We start from the raw sequence: 24,661 nt of genomic DNA, 5'->3' as shown, positions 1-24,661 counted from the left end.
TGGAAAAAAGAACATTAAAAAATAGATTTAAAACTATTGAATGCATAATAGGTTTGCAAAATAGCAAGACCCTTTTGTTCTGGAAAAAGTAAGGAGGTCTAAATACTGAAAGGATATTGCCAAGGCAGAAGATATGAAAGAGCTCAGATTATCCAATTTTGCGTTAGAGAAAGTATCGCGAAAGGATTATGAAGAAACTACGATTATTTATTCCAATCCTATCTGCTTGCGCAAGTCAAAGGGAGCGAAAATCGGATAAGGAAATTTTGTGTATGAATTCAAATTAAAATATTTCGAATGAGAACTGTCTGTGCGATTACGAAGGAAATTGGTTTGATTCAATCGTCGGTCAACCCACAAGGAAAAACCGTTAATCCAGTTGGAACCCGTAATAATCCCTGCCAATGAAGTCTTCTACCAGTCTTTGTTTGTTTTTCGCCTTGTCAATACTCTTACAATCTTGCTCGGCTTATAATCCAGTTTCGACTTATCTGAAAGAACAGAAAAAATGCCAGTCCGGACGGATATTTGTATTTCCAGAAAAAGTATCTGATCTCCGGGCCATATCTATCTTACAAGGCACCCCTAGGTTGAGTTCAAGTGGCGTTAAAATATGGGCCGGCTCTAAAATGTATAGTGAAGTCGAATACGAGGAGTTGAAAAGAGAGCACCTTAAAGATGATGAAATTCGTTATTGGAAACCCGAAGATTTTAAAATCCATATGGAAATGCTAAAAGTAAATTTTCTGTCAGATCTCAAGTCTATCCCAAAAGAAATTTTACAAGGAGATCGCTTATTTTTAAGTTTTTCGGAACCTATCCAGTATAAATACAAAGACCAAGTTTTCTTTTTTATTTCAGAGAGCACAAATATTGGTGTTTCGACATTTTCAGGAATTGTCGTGATGAAAAAGGAAAAAGGCGAGTGGAAAATTGTTGAGAAGATAGCGTCTTCAGAATTGCATTAGTTTCTATAGTATTCAATCTAGGAGGTGGAGTTAAGTATATTTACGTGTGGATATTAAATTAACTTGAATTGTGAAAAAGGCATTACTAGCGTGTCTACTCCTTGTTGCATGCGCCAGCCAAAAAGATAGAAAGTCAGATAAAGAAATATTTGTCTACGAGTTTAAGATACATTATTTTAAAAAATGCTTGAAGTACGGTTTTGGTGATTCGCCAGAAATCCAGAGAATTTTAGCGTTAGATAAGAGCGGATATTCGGAGCCGGTTCTTGGAATGTTATATATAGAGATCGACAGCCTTGCAAAAAAAAGAGCGATGTATTATAAATTGTTAGACATCAATTCGACTAAAGAGCATACCGGAGCTTCAAAAAAGGAACGAGTTTTAAGTAATTGTCTTTGTGACTATAATTCAAAGTGGTTGGATTCGATAATTAAGAAAAAATACAAAGGGAATTAAAGTGTAGCGAAGTTAATAATCGGATAATCGGAATTTTTTCTGTATCACAAAAACTGGCTGAATTTGGATATCAAAAAATACAAAGAGTTTTAAAACACAAATAAAAAACGGATAGCTAATTTCAGCCCGAAGGCGTCCATTATCTATCCGTCAAATATCTAAAATCTGTAAATCTGAAATCTGTAAATCTAAAATCAAGCAGCGTGAGCGCCTTTCTTCGCGCAACATCCGCCTTTCGCTTCTTTCTCTTGACAACCTTCTTTCTTGGTCGCGTCGGCTTTAGCCTCTTTCTTTGACTTTTTCTTCTTGTCTTTTTCTTTCACGGGATCGCCGAAATTCATCGCCTGGTTGCCCGATGATTTCACGTCTGACACTTTGTAGGTTTTTCCGTCTCCGGTTTTCTCTACGGTCTCGACGATTTTCTCGGTCGATAGTACGGCCGCATCGAATTCCACGGTCGCTTGTTTCTTGTCATAATCGACAGTTGCTTTGGTCACGCCGTCCATTTTGGCGAGTTTGTTTTCGATCGTCTTGGCACAACCTACGGCGCAAACCATTCCGTCAATCTTGAAACTCGCGGTTTCAGGTTTAGCCGATACCGCGGCAGTCGTTTTTTCAGTAGATGTATTGTCGGCGGCGGGAGCGGCGCTTTCAGTTTGTTTGCAAGCCGACAGGAAAAGTACCGGCAACGCAGCGATAAGCAGTGATTTTCTCAAATTCATGACTATATTTTTTAATGTTGGATTTTGGGCTTGTTTGGAACCGCTGACAAAAATAAAGAAAAACGTTGCCTCAAGTCATAATTTTATTACAATTTTGGGTTGTTAATTAACAATAATGAGCGCCAACCGCAACAAACTTCTACTTATCGCAATACTCGGTTTGATTTGGGGAAGTTCATTCATTCTCATCAAACGCGGGCTCGTCGGGCTCACGCCGTATCAGTTGGGTTCGCTGCGCATGGTTTGCGCGGGCTTGTTCTTCATGGTCGTCGGATTCAAAACGTTGCCCAAGATTCCGCTTGAGAAATGGAAGTACATCGTGCTCACGGCGTTCTTCGGGAGTTTCTTGCCGGCTTTCCTGTTCGCGATCGCGCAAACACATATAAGCAGCACAATCAGTTCGATCATGAATGCGCTCACGCCTTTGAACACGCTGTTGATCGGGATCGTGTTGTTCGCGCTCGATTATAAACGGACTCAGGTTTTAGGCGTCTTCATTGGGCTCGCAGGTTGCATTCTTTTGATAACGGGAGGCGAAGGCGGCCAATCGGGAAATAATAACTGGTTTGCGCTATTGGCTTTCGCGGGTGCGGTTTGTTATGCGATAAACATCAACCTGCTCAAAAAGTATTTGTCGGATCTGTCACCGCTCACGATCGCCACGGGAAATTTCGCGGCCATGTTGTTACCTTGTCTTTGCATTCTGTTTTTCTCAGGATTCTTTGAACAATGGCACGAGGCGAAAGTACAGCACGCGACAGGTTTCGTCGCCTTACTCGGAATTCTCGGAACAGGAATCGCTAACTTGCTTTTTTACCGATTGATAAAGGTTTCTACGCCTGTTTTCGCGTCGTCGGTGACGTATTTGATCCCGATCGTCGCGTTCTTTTGGGGTGTTCTTGACGGCGAAACGTTGTCCGTTTGGCAAGCTTTGGGCGCGGTGATTGTTTTGGCTGGCGTCTATCTCTCAAGCCGCAAATAAAAAAGGCTGTCTTACCTGACAGCCTTTTCCAAAATATTTATATCTGCGATGCGGTACTCAGGCACTCAGGCACAGAGCACTCAGGCACTCTACTGAAAATCAGCTTCTGTCACGCCTTCGTTAACCTTAACGTCGCTCGCAATGAATTCAAGATCCATTCCGCCCGCAGTCATTGACATCTTGTGCGGCAATTTCACGCCTTTTACTTCTTTGTAATCGCCGAAGTTCATGGTTTGCGTTCCTTGCTCCGACGTTTTGGACTCGGCTACGCGCAATCCCGTTTTGGTGTCGTAGTACGTTGTGGTTTTTCCGTTTTTGATCGCGTAGGCTTCGGTTCCATTGATGGCTTCGATGCCGTCGACTTTAAGGTCGGTCTTCTTCAACAAATTCAATTCCTTGATCGGATACGCGTTGTCTTTCAAAGCAACCAAATCGTCGCCCGTGAAATCCTTGCGTTGGCCTTGTTGCTCGATGTAAGCCGCGGTTTGGTTCGTGACTTGTTTCATCACGGTCATTCCCATGGCGTTCATGTTGGCCGACATTTTCCCGTCAGCCGATGTCTTCATCGTCAACACCAAAGGCGTTCCCTGGATCGATCCCGCATATGTTGTCGATACCGTTTTGACCGCTTTCGCCGCCTTTTCGCCTCCGATCGCCTTGATGTAGTTTTCGAATACCGATTTTGCGGTAACTCCCGCAGGAACCGTTTTCTTGATTACGGGTTTTGCAGTCGGCGCACCGAATTTATCGAAATACAAGATCGGCGTTTTCGTGTCGGCGCTGAATTTCTCAAGACCGGGCAAAACGTCGGAACCTTTTCCTACGACAAGGATTCTCGCGTTGTCTGATAGGAAATATTTTTGTGAAACGCGTTGGATATCCTCAGGCGTTACCGCGTTGATGCTCTTCATGTAATTCGTGTAGAAATCGGCAGGAAGTCCTTCAGTCTCGATGTTGAGCGCATAACGTGCGATGGTTTGCGGCTTGTCGACCTGCATTACGAAACGCCCGATGTAACCGGCTTTCACGACATCAAGTACTTCATTCGAAACTTTTTCAGTCCGGATGCGTTTGATTTCCTTCATGAATTCAACTACGGCGCTGTCAGTAACGGCGTTGCGCACTTGGGACGACGCGGTGAATGTCCCGACGTAACGGCTTCCCGCGATTCCGGAACGCGCTCCGTATGTCCAGCCGTGTGCCTCGCGAAGGTTCATGTTCAAATAACTGTTGAAATCGCCTCCGAGAACCTGGTTGGCCAGGATCACAGGGAAGAAATCAGGATCTTTCATTTCGAGGCGAACGGTGTTGATGACCGAAATTTCCGACTGTACCGCGTTCGGCATGTCCACAAAATTGATTTGCGTGTACTGCACGTTCTGCGGATCGGTGTACGTAATTTTTGGAGCGGTCGCTTTTTTCCAACCTCCGAAAAGTTTCTTGACGAGTTTCTCGGCATCTTTCGGTTTGAAATCACCGATGACGACCAAATACGCATTGCCCGGAACGAAGTACGTGTTGTAATCGTTTTGGACATCGGCAAGCGTCACGTTGTTGATGGTTTCCTCGCTAAGATATTCGCCCGACGGATGCGTTTTCCCGAAAGCCAACACATTGCGAACGCGTCCGGCAACTGCAGGAACGCTTTTTTCTTGCGATTTCAGGCCTTCGATGAGTTGGGTTTTTTCCTTGTCGAATTCTTCTTGGGTGAAGTTCGGGTGAAGCGCGCCTTCAGCCAAAAGCTCGAGCACGCGCGCCGAATATTTGGACAAGCAGCTTGCGTAAGCTCCGTTCGAGTTGAAGTTCAGGTCGGCGCCCAGGAAATCGACTTCCTCGTTGAACGCGTCTTTCGTTATTTTCTTGCTGCCTTTCCCGATGAGTTCGCTCGTCAGGTCAGAGACGCCTTTTTTGGTGCCTTCAGCATACGGAGCGTTGTCGATCGTCAGGTTATAGGAAACGCGCGGAAGTTTGTGGTCTTCCACGAGCAATACTTTCAAACCGTTTGGAAGCGTGAACGTCGACGGCTTCTTCACGTTGACGACCGGAGTCGGTCCTTGTTTTGGTTGCGGTCTGTCTTGTGCTTGCATAGAGAGAGTTAAAAACAAACCTGTTAAAGCGATTATGATTTTTTTCATGATTCTTGTGTCGTCTTAATTTTGGGCTTTGTCTTTGGCTGGAGCGTAATCGAGCAACAGACGTTGGTTAGGGTTGAGATATTTCTTGGCGATGTCCCTGATTTCCTCGCGCGTGATCGAACGATAGATTTCGATTTCAGTATTGATCAGGTTCACGTCTCCGTAAAGCATGTAGTAACGCGCAAGATTCTCGGCGATTCCTTCGACGCTGGCGTTTTCGTTCACATAGCCGTTTTCGATTTTGTTCTTGAGTTTTTCAAGATCTTTTTCTGAGATAAGGTCGGTTTGGAGCTTGACGATTTCCTCGTCGGCTTCTTTCAAAATGTCCGAAACCTGGGTTTGTCCCAATGGCAATCCGTATAAAATGTACATACCATAATCTTCCTGGCTGAAGCTGAACGCCCCGATCTGAAGCGCCATTTTCTTGTCGTCGACGATTTTCTTGTAGAGTTTCGAGCTCTTCCCGTCGCTCAAATACGCTGAAATCATGTCGAGCACTCGGGCATCACGGGTTTTCATCGATGGCGTGCGGTAGGCGGCGACCATCATCGGGATTTGGATGTTCGAATCGATGTAGGACGCTTTGATCGTCTCGGTGATCGGTTGCTCGGTGAACGTTTTGCGATCGATAGCGGGGCCTTTTGGAATCGAACCGAAATATTTCTTGATCCATTCTTTTGTCTGTGCCGTTTCGAATTGACCTGCGACGACCAGAACCGCGTTGTTGGGAATGTAATATTTCTTGTTGAACGCTTGGAATTCCTCGAGTTTCGCGGCATCGAGATGTTCCATCGATCCGATGGTCGCCCAACGGTACGGGTGGTTCTTGAATAGGTTCTTCTTGACTTCGGCCAACAAGTTTCCGTACGGTTGGTTGTCGACGCGAAGACGTTTTTCTTCTTTAACGACTTCATTTTGGGTATCGACGCCGATCTGGTTGATGATCGGGTGCATCAAACGTTCTGATTCCATCCACAAACCGAGTTCGAGGCTGTTCGATGGGAAGACTTCGTAATAATACGTGCGGTCGTCTGAAGTGTTGGCGTTGTTTACGCCTCCGTTTGACGTGACGAGCTTCATCCATTGGCCGCGCTCGATGTTTTTCGTGCCTTCAAAAAGCAAATGCTCGAAGAAGTGTGCGAAGCCTGTGCGATCCGGATTCTCGTCCTTGGCGCCGACGTGATACATTACCGACGTGATCACGACCGGAGCCGAATTGTCGTTGTGCAAAATAACGTGCATGCCGTTTTCGAGGTCGAATTCCTCAAACGCCACTTTTTGGGCAGTGACGGTCCCTGATAGCAGAAGCGCTGAACCCAAAGCCATTATCGTGTTTTTCATAAAGGTATTGATTATTAATTGTGTGTTTGTATGTGTTTGTGTGGGATTGTTACGCAAAAGTAGGTTTTTTTGGTTCAGGGTACAAGGTTCAGGGTTCGATGATTTAAAGTCGCCGGCGATCCGGGATTGTTTTTGGACTGGCTTGCTGCATATTCGCGGGTCTAATAGTCGTTCAAAGCCGGATGTTTGCGCGAGGGATAGCAGCGGCATCCTTTTGCAGACCTGGGGTTTCTAAACCTCAGGCTGCAAAAGATATAGCGGATAGCCCGACGGCGGCTCTCGCCCAACATGACAGAGGCGAGGGCGGCAACACAGCGGGATCTTGCTTGGAATCCAGCCGCCGACGCGCCCAAAATATCATAAATCCGTTATCTTGAATCTTATATCTTTTACCGTGAACCAAAAAAATCACCCGACATCTTGCTAGAACGCGAATTAATTGTATATTTGCACCCATTTTAATTTTAATCAAACATATTGTTTATGTATGCAATCGTAGAGATAGCAGGGCAACAATTTAAAGTAAGCAAAGACCTTAAGGTTTTCGTTCACCGTTTGGAAGGCAAAGAAGGTGATGCAGTTTCGTTCGCGAAAGTGCTTCTTCTTGACGACAACGGAACGGTAACTTTGGGCGCCCCGGCTGTAGAAGGTGCTTCAGTAGAAGCCAAAGTGTTACAACACGTAAAAGGTGAAAAAGTAATCGTTTTCAAAAAGAAACGTCGTAAAGGCTACAAAAAGAAAAACGGTCACCGCCAGTCGTTGACACAAATTCAAATTTCAGGAATCGTTTTGCCGGGTGCTGCCAAGAAAAAGCCAGCTGCTGCAAAAAAGACTGAAGAGACTGCAACAGAAGAATAATTAACATTTAAAAAGATACGTCATGGCTCACAAAAAAGGTGTCGGTAGTTCTAAAAACGGACGCGAATCAGAATCGAAACGTTTAGGTGTTAAGATTTTTGGTGGACAAGCTGCCGCAGCAGGAAATATCATCGTTCGTCAACGTGGTTCGAAACACAACCCGGGCGAAAATGTTTACATGGGTAAAGATCACACGCTTCACGCTAAAGTTGACGGTGTTGTGAAATTCCAGAAAAAAGGTGAAAACAAGTCTTATGTTTCTATCGAGCCGTTCCAGGCTTAATCGAAAACTATATAAGTTAGAAACCCGTTCGAAAGAGCGGGTTTTTTTATGCCTTTACGTTAGGTTTTGGCGGGCGTTTCCGTTGGCAAACGTTAATACTTCGCTTGCTGTCAGAAGTTTAACATAAACCAAAGTTGCCAGTTCATATCATTTCATTTCCTTTGCGCGCTTTTAAATTTAAACGACAATTTTTATGAAGATGATTAAAATGATGAGCGCCGTGATTGTTATGGCGATTTCAATGACCGGGTTCGCCCAAACAAAAAAAGTAGCGGTCGTGACTTTCTACGCCGACAAACAGGTCGGGCTTTCAGATGTCGGACTTGGCGCCGTTTCATTGGCTACCGATCTGACGAACGACCCGAACTTCAACCTCCAGCCGCTTATCCAACAATTTCACGACAAATTCTTCAACGAGTACGCCAAGAAATTCCCATTTGAACTCGAGGCCGAAGCGACGGTAATTGGAAAACCTGAATACCAAAGTTTCACGCCCGAATACGAAAAAGGATTCGAAGCGACTCGCTACGTAACGGCTCCGGGCTACAAGGCGATCACGCCGAACTACGGAAAAGCCAACACTCAGGCCATGACGAAACTATTCGCTGAATACGATGGCGTCATGTACGTATTTTTGACGTTCGAGCTCACGAAAGGCTTCGGCGTCGGAGGAACGGCGAGCACAAAAATGCGTGCCTATACGAACATCGTTCTTTACAACAAGAAAGGCGAGAAGGTATTCACGATAAACGAGAATGCGAATTCAAAGAAAACGGGAATGATGGTCGGTGGAATGCCCGTCATGAAGACCGATAAAATCCTCCCAATGTGCGAAAGCGCCTTGACCGAACTCATGGCCGATCTTGACAAGAGAATCCAGAAGATCATCGATAAGAGCGCGAAGAAGCTGTAATCGGAAATGGATGGAATGTAAGCGACATGTGATAGTGTCGCTTTTTTTATGGGTTTATTTTTCGATTAATTTTATGGCTTCCGAAACATAGCGGTCAGAGTCATAATTGAGCGCGCTGCCCACGATTACGAGATCGATCTTGATGCCGTTACGTTGTACTTGCGTTCCGTCAGGATAAAAGCCTCCCAACGCTGTGAAACTTGCTTCCTGTTTGTCTGAAAGTATATAGGATTGGAAGTTCATCGGCGAACCGGCCGTTTGCTCACCGATTACTGTTGCATTAGGGGCTTGCTGTAACATCATCGCGATGTATTCGGCATTGCTCATCGTACGGCGATTTACGAGCACGATCACTTTCCCTTTGTAGAAATCTGAATTGGATCGTCCGGCCTTGAAAGGATCGGAGATTATGCTCGTGGGCGCGTCGGTATCGGCGTTTCCATAAGCCGGATTCTCAAGATATGGCGATAGTACTTTTACGAATTGTTTTCGGGTCGGATAAAGAAAATTGGCAAGCTTATTTGGCGAAAGATTACGCGGATAATTGCGTAAATCGAAAATGATTCCTTTCGTGTATTTGTTTTTCTTGAATATCTCGTCGATTTCGTTGTCGGTGATTTTTTCGAGATTTATGTACACGATATCGGGTTTTGGCATCGACCAAGTTTCGGTTCGGCTCTTATATAAAGCTTCGGGATTTTTAGTTTCATACGTTTTGTAAAGCCCGATGTTTATTCTTTTCTCCGACTTCAGACGTTTGGAATATACCGTAACGTCGAGCGACTCGGTGTTGTCGCGCACGATAAAACCTCTGCCCAGGAAATCGTCGAGATTGTTCTGGTTCGAAGCCGAAATCAAAGGTGCGAACGTTTTGTCGATATATTCGCGAATGGGCAAACCTTTGATTTTCGTGATCACGTCGCCGACTTCGATTCCGTCTTTCGACGCCAATTCCTTATTCGCGATTTGGACGACGAGCAACGAATCGTTGATGATTTTCACTCCGAAAGCAGGGAATCGGTTAAACAGGGAATCGGCGAAAAAGTTACTTACCGAATACGAATGTGAGTCGTTGAGCCGCGCCGTCATCTTGAGTTTTGCGATTTCAAATTTCGCACTCGTGTCGGCGTCGATGAATTCGAAAATCATTTTCGGAAGGGATTTTCGCCAGTTCTCATCGCACAGATACTTATTGACGTCCCAGTATTGGATTGCGTTCCAAAAATTGATCAGCAATAACAGCCGATGACTTTTCACGCCTCGGTCGAAACCTTTAAACCCTTTTTCATTTTCGAAGCTGATTATCGTGCTCAACGCGTAAAATTTCGCATAGTGGTTTCCGATATTTTTGTTGCGTCGGAGTTTGTGGAGTTCGTCTTTAACCGAGTCGGAAAAACCAATCGAATCAATCCAATCGAAATCTGCGTTTTTAGAAAAGAGCGACAGCGTTTCGTCTTTTGATATTTTGAATGTTGGATTTTTAGCGTTGACTTTTGAAAACAACGAATTGATTTCGGCCTCGATTTCCGATTGATCGTTCACTTTTTCGGATTTCTCAAGCAATGCGACAAGTTCCTTATCCCAATCGAATTTTCCTTTGCTGACTTCAGGATGTTTGTACTTCATCAAACCCCAAACGAGTCCAAGTTGCTCGATTTTTTGTATTTCCGAAACAGGTTGTGCAACGACATATCCCGTCATCATAAATACCAGAAGCAGATAAACGTTTTTCATGTAAGTTGTTTGGTGACGGAAAATTGCAAAAACGCGAGCATTTTTGGAACGAGCTTAACAAATATTTGTTAGTCGAAAGGCAAAATAAGTAGTCGTAAAGTCTAAAAGTCGCAAAGTCGGAACGGAATGCAATTGTTTATGTTGACACTCAAAGCAGTTATTCCTACAACCAATAAAAAACCCTCACGTTTCCGCAAGGGTTTAATCTTTTAATCTTTAAATTTTTTAATCTTTAAATTTTTCAGTAAAGACTAGTATCTGTAGTATTCCGGCTTAAACGGCCCGGCAACTTCAACACCGATGTAAGCCGCCTGGTCGTCTCTCAAGACTTCCAACTCAACGCCCAATTTCGCAAGGTGCAACGCTGCAACTTTCTCATCGAGGTGTTTCGGCAACATGTAAACGTCGTTGTTGTAAGCCGCGCTGTTCTTCCACAATTCGATCTGAGCCAACGTCTGGTTAGTGAACGAGTTCGACATTACGAAACTCGGGTGACCGGTCGCGCAACCAAGGTTCACCAAACGACCTTCGGCCAAGATGATGATGTCCTTTCCTGCGATCGTGTATTTGTCGACCTGAGGTTTGATCTCGACTTTGGACGCGCCGTGGTTCGAGTTCAACCAAGCCATGTCGATTTCGTTGTCGAAGTGACCGATGTTACAAACGATAGTCTTGTCTTTCATTTTCTCGAAGTGGCTTCCCAAAACGATGTCTTTGTTTCCGGTAGTCGTGATGATGATATCGGCAGTTGCGATGACCGTATCCAATTTCTTCACTTCGAATCCGTCCATTGCAGCCTGAAGCGCACAGATCGGGTCGATTTCAGTTACCGTCACGATTGATCCGGCGCCACGGAATGAAGCCGCAGTTCCTTTTCCGACGTCACCGTAACCACAAACCACAACGCGTTTTCCGGCAAGCATCAAGTCAGTTGCACGACGAATCGCATCAACCGCCGATTCCTTACAGCCGTATTTGTTGTCGAATTTCGATTTCGTAACCGAGTCGTTCACGTTGATCGCCGGCATTGGCAATGTTCCGTTTTTAACGCGCTCGTAAAGTCTGTGAACTCCAGTAGTCGTTTCTTCTGAAAGACCTTTGATGTCGGCCACCAATTCAGGATAACGGTCCAAGACCATGTTCGTCAAATCGCCACCGTCGTCCAAGATCATGTTCAAAGGCTTGCGATCTTCCCCGAAGAAAAGCGTTTGCTCGATACACCAGTCGAAATCTTCCTCGTTAAGACCTTTCCAAGCGTAAACCTGGATTCCCGCGTCGGCGATTGCAGCGGCAGCGTGGTCTTGCGTAGAGAAAATGTTACAAGATGACCAGGTAACTTCGGCACCAAGAGCTTGCAACGTTTCGATCAAAACCGCAGTCTGGATCGTCATGTGAAGACATCCTGCAATGCGCGCGCCTTTAAGCGGTTGCTCAGCTCCGAACTCTTCGCGAAGTGACATCAAACCCGGCATTTCAGCCTCAGCCAATTCGATTTCTTTACGTCCCCAGGCAGCCAGGGAAATATCTTTTACTTTGTACGCCACATAAGGCATTGTCGTTGTACTCATGTATCTTATCTTTGTAATTAATCTATTTTTGCGCAAAAATACGCAATAAGGTTGTATTAAAAAATGGCTTTCGGGAATATTTATTATATGATAAACATTTGTATTTTAAATATTTGAAGCCGTTGCGCATTTGACGAATGACAAAAGACAAAAGACCAACGAGACTCGCATTGCCGATAGAAACGCGCTGAAATCCGCGTAACCCGATTTTTATCAAAAACCGATTTAAAGTCCTTCGGCTTTCGTCTTTAGTCATTCGTCAAAATTTACATCATATAATCAAGTCGCAGTCCTTTAGACTTTCGACATTCGACATCCGACTATGCTATTCAAAACATTCCAAATAGGACCGCACACCAAACTCTACATCTGGAAGATCGAAGAAGAATTCAATGACCTTTTCGACGAGGTCCATTTGACCGACATGAACATGGTTCGGCTCATGTCGATGAAGTCCGAGCAGCACCAACGCGGGTTCCTGTCAGTCCGAAAGTTATTCCAGGCAGCAGGATATTCTGATTTCGACGTCACCTATGACGATACCGGAAAGCCGCATTTGAACGACGGGCATCATTTATCGATTTCGCATTCGCACGGGTTTTCGGCCATTATCGTGAGCGACGTAAAAGTCGGTATCGATCTCGAATTGATGCGCGACAAGATCATCAGGATCGCCGACAAATTCACGAGCGAGGACGAAGAGCATTATCTTGACGCGACGTCGCCTGATTACGTGGCAAAACTCACCGTAGTCTGGGGCGTGAAGGAAGCGATCTTCAAGATCCGAAATGAAATCGGCATCAGTTTCAAAGATCACATCACGACCTTTTCGTTCGATCTCGAATCCGGTTCGGCAAGTGCGATGCTCGATTTTGAGGACGAGAAGCACTTCTTCGACGTGAAGTTCGGATTCGTCGAAAACCACATGCTTGTCTATGCTTTTGAACGTTCGGATGAAAAATCTTTATAGCGACATTTTATCGGCGAAAGCCAAAAGCGAAAAACTGCTTGCGATTTTGCTCGATCCCGACAAGATCGATTGGGACAACCTGAACGCGCTTATTTCCAAGATTTGCGAATCGCCCGCGACGCACATCTTTATTGGCGGAAGCCGCGTTTTTACTGATCGCATCGATGAACTCATCGTCGAAATCAAGGATCATTGCGAACTTCCCATTGTCTTGTTTCCCGGAAATCCGTCACAAATCTCGCATCACGCCGACGGGATTCTGTTCCTTTCGTTGTTGTCCGGACGAAACCCGGATTTTTTGATCGGACATCACGTGAAAGCCGCGTCGGAACTTCAAAGATCGAATCTTGAAATCATTCCGACGGGTTATATTCTGGTCGAGTCGGGAAGTGAGACCGCGGTCGCGAAAGTAAGCGGAACGCAGCCCTTGTCTGACGAAAATGAAATCGTTTCGACGTCGCTCGCGGGGCAGATGCTCGGCAAGAAATTGATTTATCTCGAAGCAGGTTCGGGCGCGAAGAATGCGGTTTCGGCCCAAGTCATACAATCGGTTTCGGAACATCTCGAAATTCCATTGATAGTCGGCGGCGGCATCCGATCGCAATCGGGAATCAAGACCGCTCATGAAAATGGTGCGGATTTGGTCGTCATCGGAACCGCGTTTGAAAACGACCAAAATTTCTTCGAACGTGATTGATTTGTACGATTTTTTCCTCTCGTCTTACAAGCAGACGCCTTGGTCAGTCATCGCGATTGAGACCATCGTTTTTTTCTTCGGGATCGCGAGCGTTTGGTTCGCCAAAAAAGAGAATATTTTGGTCTATCCGACGGGTTTGGTCGCGACGATTCTCACGGTTTACCTGCTTTATCGCGCGAATTATCTGGGCGACATGCTCGTAAACGTCTACTATTCAATCATGAGCATTTACGGATGGTACAAATGGCTCGGTAAAGGCACGACCGACGCGGGCTTATCGATTTCGAGAACAAACGGCAAAGAAAAATTAACAGGCGCTGGAATGTTTTTACTCACGATTGTGGTTATTTTCGCAATATATTATAGCACAAATACAGAGATAAGGACTGAAAACTACCTGGATATTTTCATTACCGGCCTTTTCTTCACCGCGATGTGGTACATGGCTTTGAAGAAGATCGAGAACTGGACGTTGTGGATCGTCGGCGATTTGATCGCGGTCCCGATTTACGCTTATCGCGGCCTGGGAATCCTCTCGCTACAATATGTGATTTTTACGATTTTGGCCATCATGGCGTATGCGGAATGGAGAAAAATATTGAACAAATCCCAACAGGGAACAGCATAAACGAAGCTTTGGACTTCGCACATAAAATGGGTTTTACCGAGGCTGATCTTTCGCAGATGCGCGAGCACGGCATCAGTCTCGAAACCGTTGCCAACGAACTTCGCATCTTTAGCGAAGGCATTCCCAAGACGATGCTCGACCGCGCGGCGAAACCCGGAGATGGAATCTTGCAGCTTTCGGAACCGGAATTCGAAGCGGCGGCGCTTTATTTCGACGAGAAGAAGAACCAGTTCAAGCTAAAAAAATTCGTTCCGGCATCGGGCGCTGCGAGCCGTATGTTCAAGTTCCTGTCGACGTTCTTGAATGAGTTCGACATCAGGACCGACACGATAAACGCATATATCAACCGCACGAAAATGTCGGCGCTTTCAGTATTTCTCGCGGGTAAGGACAAGTTTCCATTTTATAAAGATTTATTGGCGGAACTCGACGGCAACCGTTCCAAAAGCGAACTGCGCGAAAGCGACCGACGCAATTACGACCTGATCAAGACCTTGCTCGATCCCGAACATTTTGATTTCTGCAACAAACCCAAAGGTATCTTGCCGTTTCACAAATACAGTGACCACGTGGCGACGCCAATTGAGGAACATTTGCGTGAAAGCGCGCGTTATGCGAGTTCGAATGGGAATTCGTATTTGCATTTTACGGTTTCGGAAGCGCACCAAAGCGAGTTTGAGACAATCATCGACCGTGTAAAAGACAAAGTCGAAAGCGATTCGAACGTAAAACTTCACGTGAATTTCTCATATCAGGACCAGGCGACCAATACCATAGGCGTTGATATGCAAAACAAGCCTTTCCGCGACAACGAAGGGAAACTCGTGTTCCGACCGGGCGGTCATGGCGCGCTGATCAACAACCTGAATAAGATCGATGCCGACATCGTGTTCGTCAAAAACATCGACAACGTCATCCAAAACCATATCGACATCATCACGCTGTACAAGAAAGCGCTCGGCGGAATCCTTATCGAGCTTCAGGAGCGAATTTTCGACTACTTGAAACGCATCGACAGCGGTTACATCGAGCCCGGCGACATAGACGAAATGATGACGTTCCTAAAAAAGAAACTCAGCATTACTGTGATGAGCGATTTCTCGAAGTTCACCAACGAGAACAAGATCGCCTACATCAAGCAGAAACTTAATCGCCCGTTGCGCGTGTGCGGCATGGTCAAGAATGAAGGCGAACCCGGCGGCGGACCGTTTTGGGTACGTGGCCAGCAAGGGAATATTTCGCTTCAGATTGTCGAAACGTCACAGGTCGAACTCCAAAACCCGCAACAGGTTTCCATCATCGAGAAATCGACGCACTTCAATCCCGTCGATATCGTGTGTGCGACCAAGGATTACAAGGGAAACAAGTTCAATCTTGTTGATTTCGTGGATCACGAACGCGGCTTTATCGTAAACAAGACCAAAGATGGGCGCGACTTGAAGGCCTACGAACTTCCGGGCTTGTGGAACGGCGCGATGGCGAAATGGAACACGGTTTTCGTAGAAGTGCCGCTCGTCACGTTCAATCCCGTGAAAACGGTGAACGATTTATTGAAACCAGCGCACCAACCGCAACATGGACAAGGATAGAATCTCATCAGAACTTACATATAAAGCCGTTCGTTCCAGCGGCGCGGGCGGGCAAAACGTCAACAAAGTATCATCTAAGGTCGAATTGTCGTTCGATCTTGAAAAATCCTGTTGCTTTTCAACCGAAGAAAAAGAATTGCTGTGTGAGAAACTCGCCACACGGCTCACAAAATCGGGAATTCTCGTCCTAAAATCCGACGAAGACCGCAGCCAGCTCAAGAACAAAGAAATCGTGACGAAACGGTTTTTTGAGATTATCGCGCAGGCGTTGCACGTTCCAAAAATCCGCAAGGCGACGAAGATTCCGAGGTCGGTCGTGGAGAAACGGCTGCGGGCGAAGAGTTCGAATTCGGAGATTAAACAGTCGCGTCGGAAACCGGAGTTTTGATTGACAATGAATAATGAATAATTAATAATTAACAATGAATAATTAGTGATCATGGTCAGATTGACGGGTCGACTTCGATACGAATGTCATTGGAGCGAAAATAATTATTCATTATTAATTATTCATTATTAATTATTAATTTCGCAACGTCTCAAAGGGGTGCTCTACCAAGGGCTGAGATTATACCCAACGAACCTGGAACAGGTAATGCTGTTTAGGGAGTGACGAAGAATTTCGGAGTGCACGCCGAGTTCTCGCAAAACCAATTTATAACCAAGAATAATTCCCCCTTTTATTCGTAATTCTTTACGGATGAAATCTTTATTTTATTTTTTTGCCACGAAGGCACGAAGGCACGAAGGTGTCAGTTTTTTAAATCTTGGGCGTGCCGGCGGCCATGGCGAGCCGGGAAATGACAACTATTTTTCAAGCCGCCGTCAGGCTGTGCGCTTTTATCTTTTGCCAAACCTTCCAGGTTCTTGCAAAAGGATAACCGCTTCCATCCTTCACGCGAACGTCATCTCTGTAACCGCGTTGCTTTTTTCACTCAGCGCATTTTCGCAAGAACAACCAAAAGACACGACTTCGACACAAAAACTCGATGAGGTGATCGTGCGGTCGGTGCGCGCGAATTCAAAGACTCCGGTTACGTTCACGAATGTTTCCAAAGAAGAAATCGCCAAGCGAAATCTGGGTCAGGACATCCCGCTTTTGCTCAACTATTTGCCGTCGGTGGTCACGACTTCCGACGCAGGAAACGGGATCGGTTATTCGGGAATCCGAGTTCGCGGAACCGATGCGACGCGCGTCAACGTAACCGTAAACGGCGTTCCGTACAACGATTCGGAATCCATGGGAACGTTCTGGGTCAACATGCCTGATTTCGCGTCGTCAACCGAGAGTCTGCAATTGCAGCGAGGCGTCGGAACATCAACGAACGGTTCGGGCGCTTTCGGAGCCAGCTTAAATGTGCTCACCGATTCGTATTCGGAGAAAGCCGCGGGCGAAATCTCGAATTCATTCGGAAGTTTCAACACGCGCAAACACACGGTGAAATTCAGCACGGGACTTTTGGGAAACCATTTCGAGCTTGCGGGACGTTTGTCGAACATCGAATCCGACGGTTATATCGATCGCGCGTTCTCCAAGCTCAAAGGTTACTTTTTGCAGGGAACGTACGTCAACAAAGGCACGCTCGTCAAGGCGCTCGTCTTCGGCGGAACCGAGAAAACCTACCAATCCTGGAACGGCCTCGAAGACCCGGAAAAACTGCGAAGCGACCGAACCTATAACAGCGCGGGCGAATACGTCGACGATAACGGCGTCACTCGTTTCTACGACAACCAAACCGACAACTACCAACAAGACCATTACCAATTGCATTGGACGCAAAAATGGAGCGAGCGTTGGAGTTCGGCTTTGGCATTGCATTATACGATCGGGAAAGGTTATTATGAGAATTACCGCGTCGGCGAAACCTTGTCTGATTACGGAATTCCTTCACAACTCATTGACGGAGTTCCGATTTTCAACAGCGATCTGATCGACCAGAAATGGCTTGACAATGATTTTTACGGAACGACGTTTTCGATCAATTATAGGGATTCCAAATTCGACGCGATAGTCGGAGGCGGCTGGAATCAGTACGATGGCGATCATTTTGGGAAAGTGTTGTGGACACGCAGTTTGGTGCTGTTGGAGTATGGGCAAGAATATTATTTCGACAGGGCCACCAAAAAAGACGGGAACGTATTTGCCAAGGTGAATTACCAGATCGTTCCGAAACTCAATCTTTTTGCCGATCTGCAGTTCAGGCGCGTTTCTTATGATGCGAACTCGGCCGAAACCGGATTCGTCAACGATCGTTTCGATTTCTTCAACCCGAAGGCCGGTGTCACGTTTTCAGCGTCAGATCGCAGCAACATTTATGCGTCGTATGCTCGTGCCAACCGCGAACCCAACCGCACCGACTATGAAAACGGAAGCCCGCGTCCGGAACAATTGGATGATTTCGAATTGGGTTGGCGTTACGCGAGTCCAAAGGCGAAAATCAATGTGAACGCATATTATATGAAGTACAACGACCAATTGGTTTTGAGCGGAGCGCTTGACGATGTCGGAAATCCGATACGCGAGAACAGCGGCAAGAGTTACCGTTTGGGAATTGAGGCCGATGCGGCGATTTCGGTGACAAAAGCGGTTTCTATCCGTCCGAACGTCACGGTAAGTTCAAACAAAAACCAGGATTTCGTATTTCAACGCGACGGTGTTTTGACGAATCTGGGCGATACGGACATTGCGTTTTCGCCGAATGTCGTCTTCGGGAATATCGTAACGGTTGCGCCTTTTGCTTATTTCCAGATTTCGCTTTTGTCGAAATTCGTGGGCGAGCAATATATGGGAAATATCGATTCTGAGATGTCGAAGCTTGACAGTTACGCGACTTCGGATGTCAACATTTCGTACGAATGGAAGGAAAAGTGGTTTTTCAGGTCGATCGTTTTATCAGGTTTGGTAAACAATGTTTTCGATTATGAGTACGAATCGAATGGGTATTTTTATACGTATGACGATGCGAATGTGACGTATGAAGGTGCCGGTTTTTATCCGCAGGCCGGGATTAATTTCTTGGTCGGGTTAACTTTGAAGTTTTAGTTATATGAGTTTAGTTGTAAATCCCGATCGGTTTTGGCTGGTCGGGATTTTTTTTGGCTGGATTTCTGACCGAGGGCGCGAAGTTCTTCCAAGTTATTTAGTTACTTGATTTTAAGAAAGTTTGCGTTTTCTATGTTGCGCCGTGTTTTTGTGATTGTGTAACTTGTGACCGGGGAGGGGTCGCTGTTGTCCCTCCGAAAAAAATCGTTAGGCTGGATATAGAAATACCGTAGATAATGTTAAAGTTTCCAGCCAATAAGCTGCGATGTGATCCCGACGGTTATTGCTGTTGGGATTTTTTTTTGGTTTTCTGCCACGAATGCACGAAGTTTTATACGGCATGTTGCGGATGGAATTTGAAGTAACGGTTCGCGTGACGTAGGACGTCTTGTTTCGAATTGGATTTTTGCGGTTGGGTTGCTTCGCGCGCGCGGAAGACCTAACAGGTTTTCAAAACCTGTTAGGTCTGAAAAATACCAAAATCCACCCAACTTGAATTACACATTTTCTGCGTATTTTGTTAAATCTCACCGAGGCTTTTTTCCATTGTGCATTTTCATTTTCCCTACCTTTAGGCTCCCAACACAACCACATGAAAAAAATCCTTTCCGCGATTGCCTTTTGCGCTATTTTTAGCGCCTATTCCCAACAGAAACCAAAGTTCACCTACGTAAAACCGCTCATCGGAACCGCGAAAATGGGACACACTTTTCCAGGCGCGACAGTTCCGTTCGGGTCGGTGCAATTGAGTCCTGAAACCGATACGATCGCGTTTGAAAAAGACCGCAAATACAACGGCAAAGTCTATGAATATTGCGCTGGTTACCAATATGCCGACAAAACTATAGTCGGTTTTTCGCACACGCATTTCAACGGAACGGGCCATTCGGATCTTGGTGATTTTTTGATGATGCCGACCGTCGGGAAATTACAATTGAATCCAGGAACTGCCGATCATCCCGAGAAAGGCTATCGCTCGAAATTCTCGCACGACAAAGAAATCTCCCAAGCGAATTACTACAAAGTCAAACTCGACGACGACAATATAATGGCCGAAATGACAACCTCGACGCGCGTCGGCTTCCATCAATATACATTTCCAAAGTCCGATCAGGCGCACATCATTTTGGATTTAATGGCAAACATTTACAATCACGAAGAGAAGAATGTTTGGACCTACATCCGAATCGAAAACGACACGTTGGTCACGGGTTACCGGCAAACGAACGGATGGGCGAGGACGCGAACCGTATATTTTGCGATGTCTTTTTCAAAGCCGATAAAAAATTACGGCATCAAAAATTACGATACCGAAAATATTTACAACGGCTTTTGGCGCAAGTTCGACCAATCGAAAAATTTCCCCGAAGCCGCGGGCCCGAAACTCAAAGCGTATTTCGATTTCGCGACGTCCGAAGGCGAAAAAGTCAAAATCAAATTCGCGCTTTCTCCCGTTTCATCGGCCGGCGCCTTGGCCAACATGAAAGCCGAAATTCCGCATTGGGATTTTGAAAGAGCGAAGTCGGACGGGCAGAAACTTTGGGAAAAGGAACTCGACAAAATCACCGTCGAGACCATAAACGAAGACGACAAAACCAATTTCTACACGGCGATGTATCACGCCTTCATCAATCCGACGACGTACATGGATCTGGACGGGCAATATAAAGGACTCGACCAAAACGTGCACAGGGCCGACGGCCTCACGAACTACACGACGTTCTCGCTTTGGGATACGTATCGCGCGTTGCATCCGCTGTTCAATTTGGTGCAGCCGAAACGCAATTCGGACATGATCAAGTCGATGCTAGCGCATTACGACCAATCGGTGCATCACGCGTTGCCGATCTGGTCTCATTATGCCAACGAGAATTGGTGCATGATCGGTTATCACTCGGTCTCGGTTATTGCCGACGCCGTGGCGAAAGGAAACGCGAACTTCGACACGAAAAAGGCGCTTGAGGCGTGTATTTCCTCGTCGAACATGTATTACAACGACGGAATCGGGGATTATGTGAAAATGGGTTATGTGCCCGAAGACAAAAGCGGCGCGTCCGTTTCAAAAACGCTCGAATACGCCTACGACGATTGGTGTATTTCCCAACTTGCGAAGAATATCGGAAACACTGAAGTCGCCCAAACATACGCGAAACGAGCCCAGAATTTCAACAACGTATTCGATAAGAAATCAGGATTCATGCGTCCGAAGTTGGCCGACGGAACCTTCAAAAAAGAGTTCGATCCGCTCGACACGCACGGCCAAGGTTTCATCGAAGGCAACGCATGGAATTACAGTTTGTACGTCCCGCACGATGTCGCGAAATTGACCGAATTAAATGGCGGAAAGGAAAAATTTACACGCCATCTCGATTCCCTTTTCACGATGCAATTGCCCGATAAATACTTCGAAAACACTGAAGACATCACACGCGACGGCATCATCGGAAATTACGTCCACGGAAATGAGCCGAGCCATCATGTCGCGTATTTGTACGATTATCTGGGCCAATCCTGGAAAACGCAGGAACGCGTGCGGATGATTTTGCGCAAGATGTTCCATTCCGGTCCCGACGGTTTGGGCGGAAACGACGACGCCGGGCAAATGAGCGCGTGGTATATTTTCACGTCTTTAGGATTTTATCCCGTCGCTCCTGGTTCCGACCAATACGCGATCGGAAGCCCGCTCGTCAAAAAAGCGACTTTGAAGTTCGAGAATGGAAAAACGCTTGTGATTTCGGCCAAAAACCAATCGGAGAAAAATGTGTACGTGAGCAAAATCGAACTCGATGGCAAAGAGATTCCGCGCGATCTCATTTCACATTCCCAACTCGTAAACGGAGGTGAACTTACATTTTACATGACCAACAAACCTAGCAAATGAAGAGAATAATTTTCCTTTTACTCATTGGATTTTCGGCTTCGGCCCAAATGGTCGATGAGGTCCAAGATCCCGTCGAATGGGTAAATCCGCTTATCGGAACCATGTCCAAACCCGAATTCTCAAACGGAAACACCTATCCCGCGATCGCGATGCCGTGGGGCATGAATTTCTGGTCACCCCAAACCAATAAAATGGGGCACGGCTGGATGTACGGCTATCAGGACATGAAGATTCGAGGCTTCAAGCAAACGCACCAACCGTCGCCGTGGATGAACGATTACGGCCAATTTTCGATCATGCCGACCGTCGGGAAAATAAAAGTCAAGGAAGACGATCGCGCGAGTTTCTTCTCGCACAAGTCCGAGGTCGCGAAACCGTATTATTACAGCGCGTATCTCGCCGATTACGACATGACGACCGAGATCGTGCCCACGGATCGCGCCGCAATTTTCCGATTCGCGTTTAAGAAATCCGATTCTGCGAACGTGGTCATCGACGCGTTCGACAAGGGTTCGTACGTGAAAGTGATTCCGTCCGAAAATAAGATCGTCGGCTACACGACCAAGAATTCAGGCGGCGTTCCCGCGAATTTCAAGAATTATTTCGTGATTAAATTCGAGCGTAAATTCAATTATTTGGGCACTTTTTCGGGCGATAAATTTACGATGGGAAATTTGGAACTCACAGCCGATCATTCAGGTGCCGTCGTCGGATTCAAGACATTTGAAGGCGAACAGATCGTGATGCGCGTCGCCTCGTCGTTCATCAGCCTCGAACAGGCCGAACTCAATTTGAAGGAAGTTGAGAACCACAGTTTCGAAAGCGCGAAGCAACAAGGCAAAAACCAGTGGAACGACGTTCTGGGCAAGGTGAAAGTCTCGGGCGGAACCATCGACCAGATGCGGACGTTCTATTCGTGTCTTTACCGAAGCGTCTTGTTTCCGCGCAAATTCTACGAGTTCGACAAAGACGGAAATCCATTCCACTACAGTCCGTACAACGGAAAAGTCCTGCCCGGTTTCATGTTCACCGACACGGGATTTTGGGACACGTTCCGCGCGCTTTTCCCGTTCGTGAATTTGGTTTATCCCGAAATGGGAACTAAGATGCAGGAAGGTTTGGTCAATGCGTACAAGGAAGGCGGTTGGTTGCCGGAATGGGCGAGTCCGGGTTATCGCGACATCATGGTCGGTAACAATTCGGCGTCAGTCGTGTCGGAAGCTTACATAAAAGGACTTCGCGGATACGATATCGAAAAATTGTATGAGGCGTTGCTCAAAGGCGCGAACAATGCCGGCCCGATGGAAGCCGTGGGGCGTTTCGGTGCCGACTATTACAAGACGCTCGGTTATGTTCCGTACGATGTAAAAATCAACGAAAATGCCGCGCGCACGATCGAATACGCATACGATGATTTCGCGATCTATCAATTGGCGAAACTTTTAAAACGCCCCAAGAAGGAAATCGAACTCTACAAAAAACGAAGCCTCAATTACAAAAACCTATTCGACAAATCGTCGGGCTTGATGCGTGGAAAAAACAAGGACGGGAAATTCCAATCACCATTCAATCCGTACAAATGGGGCGACGCGTTTACTGAGGGCAACTCGTGGCATTATACCTGGTGTGTTTTCCATGACGTGAAAGGTTTGATCGATTTGATGGGCGGACGCGAGAAATTTGCGATGAAACTCGATTCGGTGTTTTCGCTTCCGCCGAAGTTCGACGACACCTATTACGGCGGCACGATCCACGAAATCCGAGAGATGCAGGTTGCGAACATGGGCCAATACGCTCACGGCAACCAACCGATCCAGCACATGCCGTATCTGTACAATTATGCGGGGAAACCTTGGCTGAGTCAACATTGGGTGCGCGAAATCATGAACCGCATGTATTTGCCGACGCCCGACGGTTATTGCGGGGACGAAGACAACGGCCAGACCTCGGCTTGGTACGTGTTTTCGGCGTTGGGATTCTATCCGGTAACTCCGGCGAGCGACCAATATGTGATCGGCGCGCCTTTGTTTAAGAAGGCCGTGATTTCGCTCGATGGCGCAAAGAAGGTTTCGATTTTTGCCGAAGCGAATTCATCGGAAAATAGATTCATAAAAAGTGCGACGAAGGACGGGAAGCCGTTTTCTGAAAATTACCTCCGACATTCTGAACTCAAAAATGGAATGGAGATCCGATTCGAAATGTCGAATAAGCCTAATCTTACAAAAGGAACGAGCGAGGACGACGCTCCGTACTCGCTGTCGACCGAAAAGAATTAATTATAGATGCGAAGATAACCTTGCAATACCTGGACGCGATACGGTTTCATCGGATAATCATAACCCGATTCCTGACCCGAATATTGGCCTGTGTATAAGTTGTATTCGGCGTCGTCGCAGGGGCAAACCGCGCTGATTCCCTGGATCACCATCGTGGAACAGGACGAGATTTCCTGGTTCGGGCAAGCCGCGTCATATGCCTGATAGCCGCTGCCCGTGTAGAAAACGATCAGGCCGCGTTCGCCGTATCCGCCAATGAAGCGTCCGTTGCCAGGAATCGTGAGCGCGCTGTATTGCGGAAGGCTCAAATTGAGGTCGACCGAGAACGTATAATTTTCAATATACGGATTGTTGTTGTTGAAACCGGAATCGTCGCAAGCAAACAATAAAGGCAATAGCAAAAGCGCCAAAAATCGTTTCATTTTAAAAAATTAAAAAAATGTTGTGGTCAAATTTAATTTATTTAAATTTGGGATGCGTACGATTAACATATAATTATACGCCAGCGAATATATAACGTTTAACCTTTATCTTTGCATTCAAGGAAATCCCGTGCGAGTGGGATTTTTTCTATTTATATAGATGAACCTGAGCGGGAAAATGTTCCGCAGGACGA

At 46.3% G+C, this 24,661-nt stretch carries 20 protein-coding genes and 1 riboswitch; of the genes, 14 read left to right on the top strand and 6 right to left on the bottom strand.

From position 1 onward, the window contains the following. The first annotated feature begins 404 nt into the window (after positions 1 to 404). Both EOO50_RS09385 and EOO50_RS09380 read left to right on the top strand, forming a co-directional pair. The gene (locus EOO50_RS09385) at positions 405 to 968 is read left to right on the top strand and encodes a hypothetical protein (RefSeq protein ID WP_290839513.1); all 564 of its coding nucleotides are present in this window, start codon (positions 405 to 407) and stop codon (positions 966 to 968) included. A gap of 70 nt (positions 969 to 1,038) precedes the next feature. Beyond that, positions 1,039 to 1,425, top strand: coding sequence for a hypothetical protein (locus tag EOO50_RS09380; RefSeq protein WP_290839511.1), 387 nt, complete (start codon positions 1,039 to 1,041; stop codon positions 1,423 to 1,425). A 194-nt stretch (positions 1,426 to 1,619) separates the two neighbouring features. Here the strand turns inward: EOO50_RS09380 and EOO50_RS09375 are convergent, their stop codons facing one another. Then, positions 1,620 to 2,147 carry a heavy metal-associated domain-containing protein gene (locus tag EOO50_RS09375; RefSeq protein WP_290839508.1) on the bottom strand — a complete coding sequence of 176 codons (528 nt, stop codon included), beginning with the start codon at positions 2,145 to 2,147 and terminating at the stop codon, positions 1,620 to 1,622. A gap of 115 nt (positions 2,148 to 2,262) precedes the next feature. Between EOO50_RS09375 and EOO50_RS09370 the strand changes: the two genes are divergently transcribed. Further along, positions 2,263 to 3,129 carry a DMT family transporter gene (locus EOO50_RS09370; RefSeq protein WP_290839506.1) on the top strand — a complete coding sequence of 289 codons (867 nt, stop codon included), beginning with the start codon at positions 2,263 to 2,265 and terminating at the stop codon, positions 3,127 to 3,129. Positions 3,130 to 3,218: 89 nt separating this feature from the next. Here EOO50_RS09370 and EOO50_RS09365 read toward each other — a convergent pair whose 3' ends face one another. Together EOO50_RS09365 and EOO50_RS09360 are read right to left on the bottom strand one after the other, a co-directional pair. Continuing rightward, on the bottom strand, positions 3,219 to 5,216 hold the full coding sequence (locus EOO50_RS09365; RefSeq protein ID WP_290839504.1) for a pitrilysin family protein: 1,998 nt from the start codon (positions 5,214 to 5,216) through the stop codon (positions 3,219 to 3,221). A 63-nt stretch (positions 5,217 to 5,279) separates the two neighbouring features. Continuing rightward, positions 5,280 to 6,605: a pitrilysin family protein gene (locus EOO50_RS09360; RefSeq protein WP_290839503.1), complete on the bottom strand. Its 1,326-nt coding sequence runs from the start codon at positions 6,603 to 6,605 to the stop codon at positions 5,280 to 5,282. Between the two features lie 483 nt (positions 6,606 to 7,088). On the opposite strand from EOO50_RS09360, the gene rplU reads away from it, so the two are divergent. From rplU to EOO50_RS09345, 3 genes are all read left to right on the top strand, one after another. After that, positions 7,089 to 7,463, top strand: coding sequence for a 50S ribosomal protein L21 (rplU, locus tag EOO50_RS09355; RefSeq protein WP_290839501.1), 375 nt, complete (start codon positions 7,089 to 7,091; stop codon positions 7,461 to 7,463). A gap of 22 nt (positions 7,464 to 7,485) precedes the next feature. Beyond that, on the top strand, positions 7,486 to 7,746 hold the full coding sequence (gene rpmA, locus EOO50_RS09350) for a 50S ribosomal protein L27 (RefSeq protein ID WP_290839499.1): 261 nt from the start codon (positions 7,486 to 7,488) through the stop codon (positions 7,744 to 7,746). 193 nt (positions 7,747 to 7,939) lie between these two features. Then, complete coding sequence (locus EOO50_RS09345) at positions 7,940 to 8,659, top strand: hypothetical protein (protein ID WP_290839497.1); 720 nt, start codon at positions 7,940 to 7,942, stop codon at positions 8,657 to 8,659. A gap of 54 nt (positions 8,660 to 8,713) precedes the next feature. On the opposite strand, the gene EOO50_RS09340 is transcribed toward EOO50_RS09345, so the two are convergent. Both EOO50_RS09340 and ahcY read right to left on the bottom strand, forming a co-directional pair. Then, a complete protein-coding gene (locus EOO50_RS09340) occupies positions 8,714 to 10,393 on the bottom strand; it encodes a S41 family peptidase (RefSeq protein ID WP_290839495.1) in 1,680 nt (559 codons plus the stop codon). Positions 10,394 to 10,644: 251 nt separating this feature from the next. Further along, positions 10,645 to 11,961 (bottom strand): adenosylhomocysteinase, encoded by a 1,317-nt coding sequence (ahcY, locus tag EOO50_RS09335; RefSeq protein ID WP_290839493.1) that lies wholly within the window; start codon positions 11,959 to 11,961, stop codon positions 10,645 to 10,647. 322 nt (positions 11,962 to 12,283) lie between these two features. Between ahcY and EOO50_RS09330 the strand changes: the two genes are divergently transcribed. The 8 genes from EOO50_RS09330 to EOO50_RS09295 all read left to right on the top strand — a co-directional run bounded on the left by EOO50_RS09330 (position 12,284) and on the right by EOO50_RS09295 (position 24,045). After that, positions 12,284 to 12,931 (top strand): 4'-phosphopantetheinyl transferase superfamily protein, encoded by a 648-nt coding sequence (locus EOO50_RS09330; protein WP_290839491.1) that lies wholly within the window; start codon positions 12,284 to 12,286, stop codon positions 12,929 to 12,931. After that, the gene (locus EOO50_RS09325) at positions 12,915 to 13,628 is read left to right on the top strand and encodes a geranylgeranylglyceryl/heptaprenylglyceryl phosphate synthase (protein ID WP_290839489.1); all 714 of its coding nucleotides are present in this window, start codon (positions 12,915 to 12,917) and stop codon (positions 13,626 to 13,628) included. Before EOO50_RS09330 ends, EOO50_RS09325 begins: the two co-directional genes overlap by 17 nt. Position 13,629: 1 nt before the next feature. Beyond that, positions 13,630 to 14,256 carry a nicotinamide riboside transporter PnuC gene (pnuC, locus tag EOO50_RS09320; protein WP_290839561.1) on the top strand — a complete coding sequence of 209 codons (627 nt, stop codon included), beginning with the start codon at positions 13,630 to 13,632 and terminating at the stop codon, positions 14,254 to 14,256. Then, positions 14,214 to 15,845: a DUF4301 family protein gene (locus tag EOO50_RS09315; protein WP_290839487.1), complete on the top strand. Its 1,632-nt coding sequence runs from the start codon at positions 14,214 to 14,216 to the stop codon at positions 15,843 to 15,845. Before pnuC ends, EOO50_RS09315 begins: the two co-directional genes overlap by 43 nt. Continuing rightward, a complete protein-coding gene (gene arfB, locus EOO50_RS09310; protein WP_290839485.1) occupies positions 15,832 to 16,233 on the top strand; it encodes an alternative ribosome rescue aminoacyl-tRNA hydrolase ArfB in 402 nt (133 codons plus the stop codon). The genes EOO50_RS09315 and arfB overlap by 14 nt, the downstream gene beginning before the upstream one ends. Before the next feature lie 145 nt (positions 16,234 to 16,378). Further along, positions 16,379 to 16,471, top strand: a riboswitch (TPP riboswitch). Between the two features lie 74 nt (positions 16,472 to 16,545). Then, positions 16,546 to 18,888: a TonB-dependent receptor gene (locus EOO50_RS09305; protein WP_290839483.1), complete on the top strand. Its 2,343-nt coding sequence runs from the start codon at positions 16,546 to 16,548 to the stop codon at positions 18,886 to 18,888. 592 nt (positions 18,889 to 19,480) lie between these two features. Further along, a complete protein-coding gene (locus EOO50_RS09300) occupies positions 19,481 to 21,769 on the top strand; it encodes a GH92 family glycosyl hydrolase (protein ID WP_290839481.1) in 2,289 nt (762 codons plus the stop codon). Continuing rightward, positions 21,766 to 24,045: a GH92 family glycosyl hydrolase gene (locus tag EOO50_RS09295; RefSeq protein ID WP_290839479.1), complete on the top strand. Its 2,280-nt coding sequence runs from the start codon at positions 21,766 to 21,768 to the stop codon at positions 24,043 to 24,045. The genes EOO50_RS09300 and EOO50_RS09295 overlap by 4 nt, the downstream gene beginning before the upstream one ends. Here EOO50_RS09295 and EOO50_RS09290 read toward each other — a convergent pair. Then, a complete protein-coding gene (locus EOO50_RS09290) occupies positions 24,042 to 24,467 on the bottom strand; it encodes a hypothetical protein (RefSeq protein WP_290839478.1) in 426 nt (141 codons plus the stop codon). The genes EOO50_RS09295 and EOO50_RS09290 overlap by 4 nt on opposite strands. Between the last annotated feature and the right edge of the window lie 194 nt (positions 24,468 to 24,661).

The organism is Flavobacterium sp. (genome assembly GCF_004211145.1).
Lineage (GTDB): Bacteria > Bacteroidota > Bacteroidia > Flavobacteriales > Flavobacteriaceae > Flavobacterium.
Note: the sequence above shows the minus strand (reverse complement) of the source record. Positions and strands in the feature narration are given on the sequence as shown.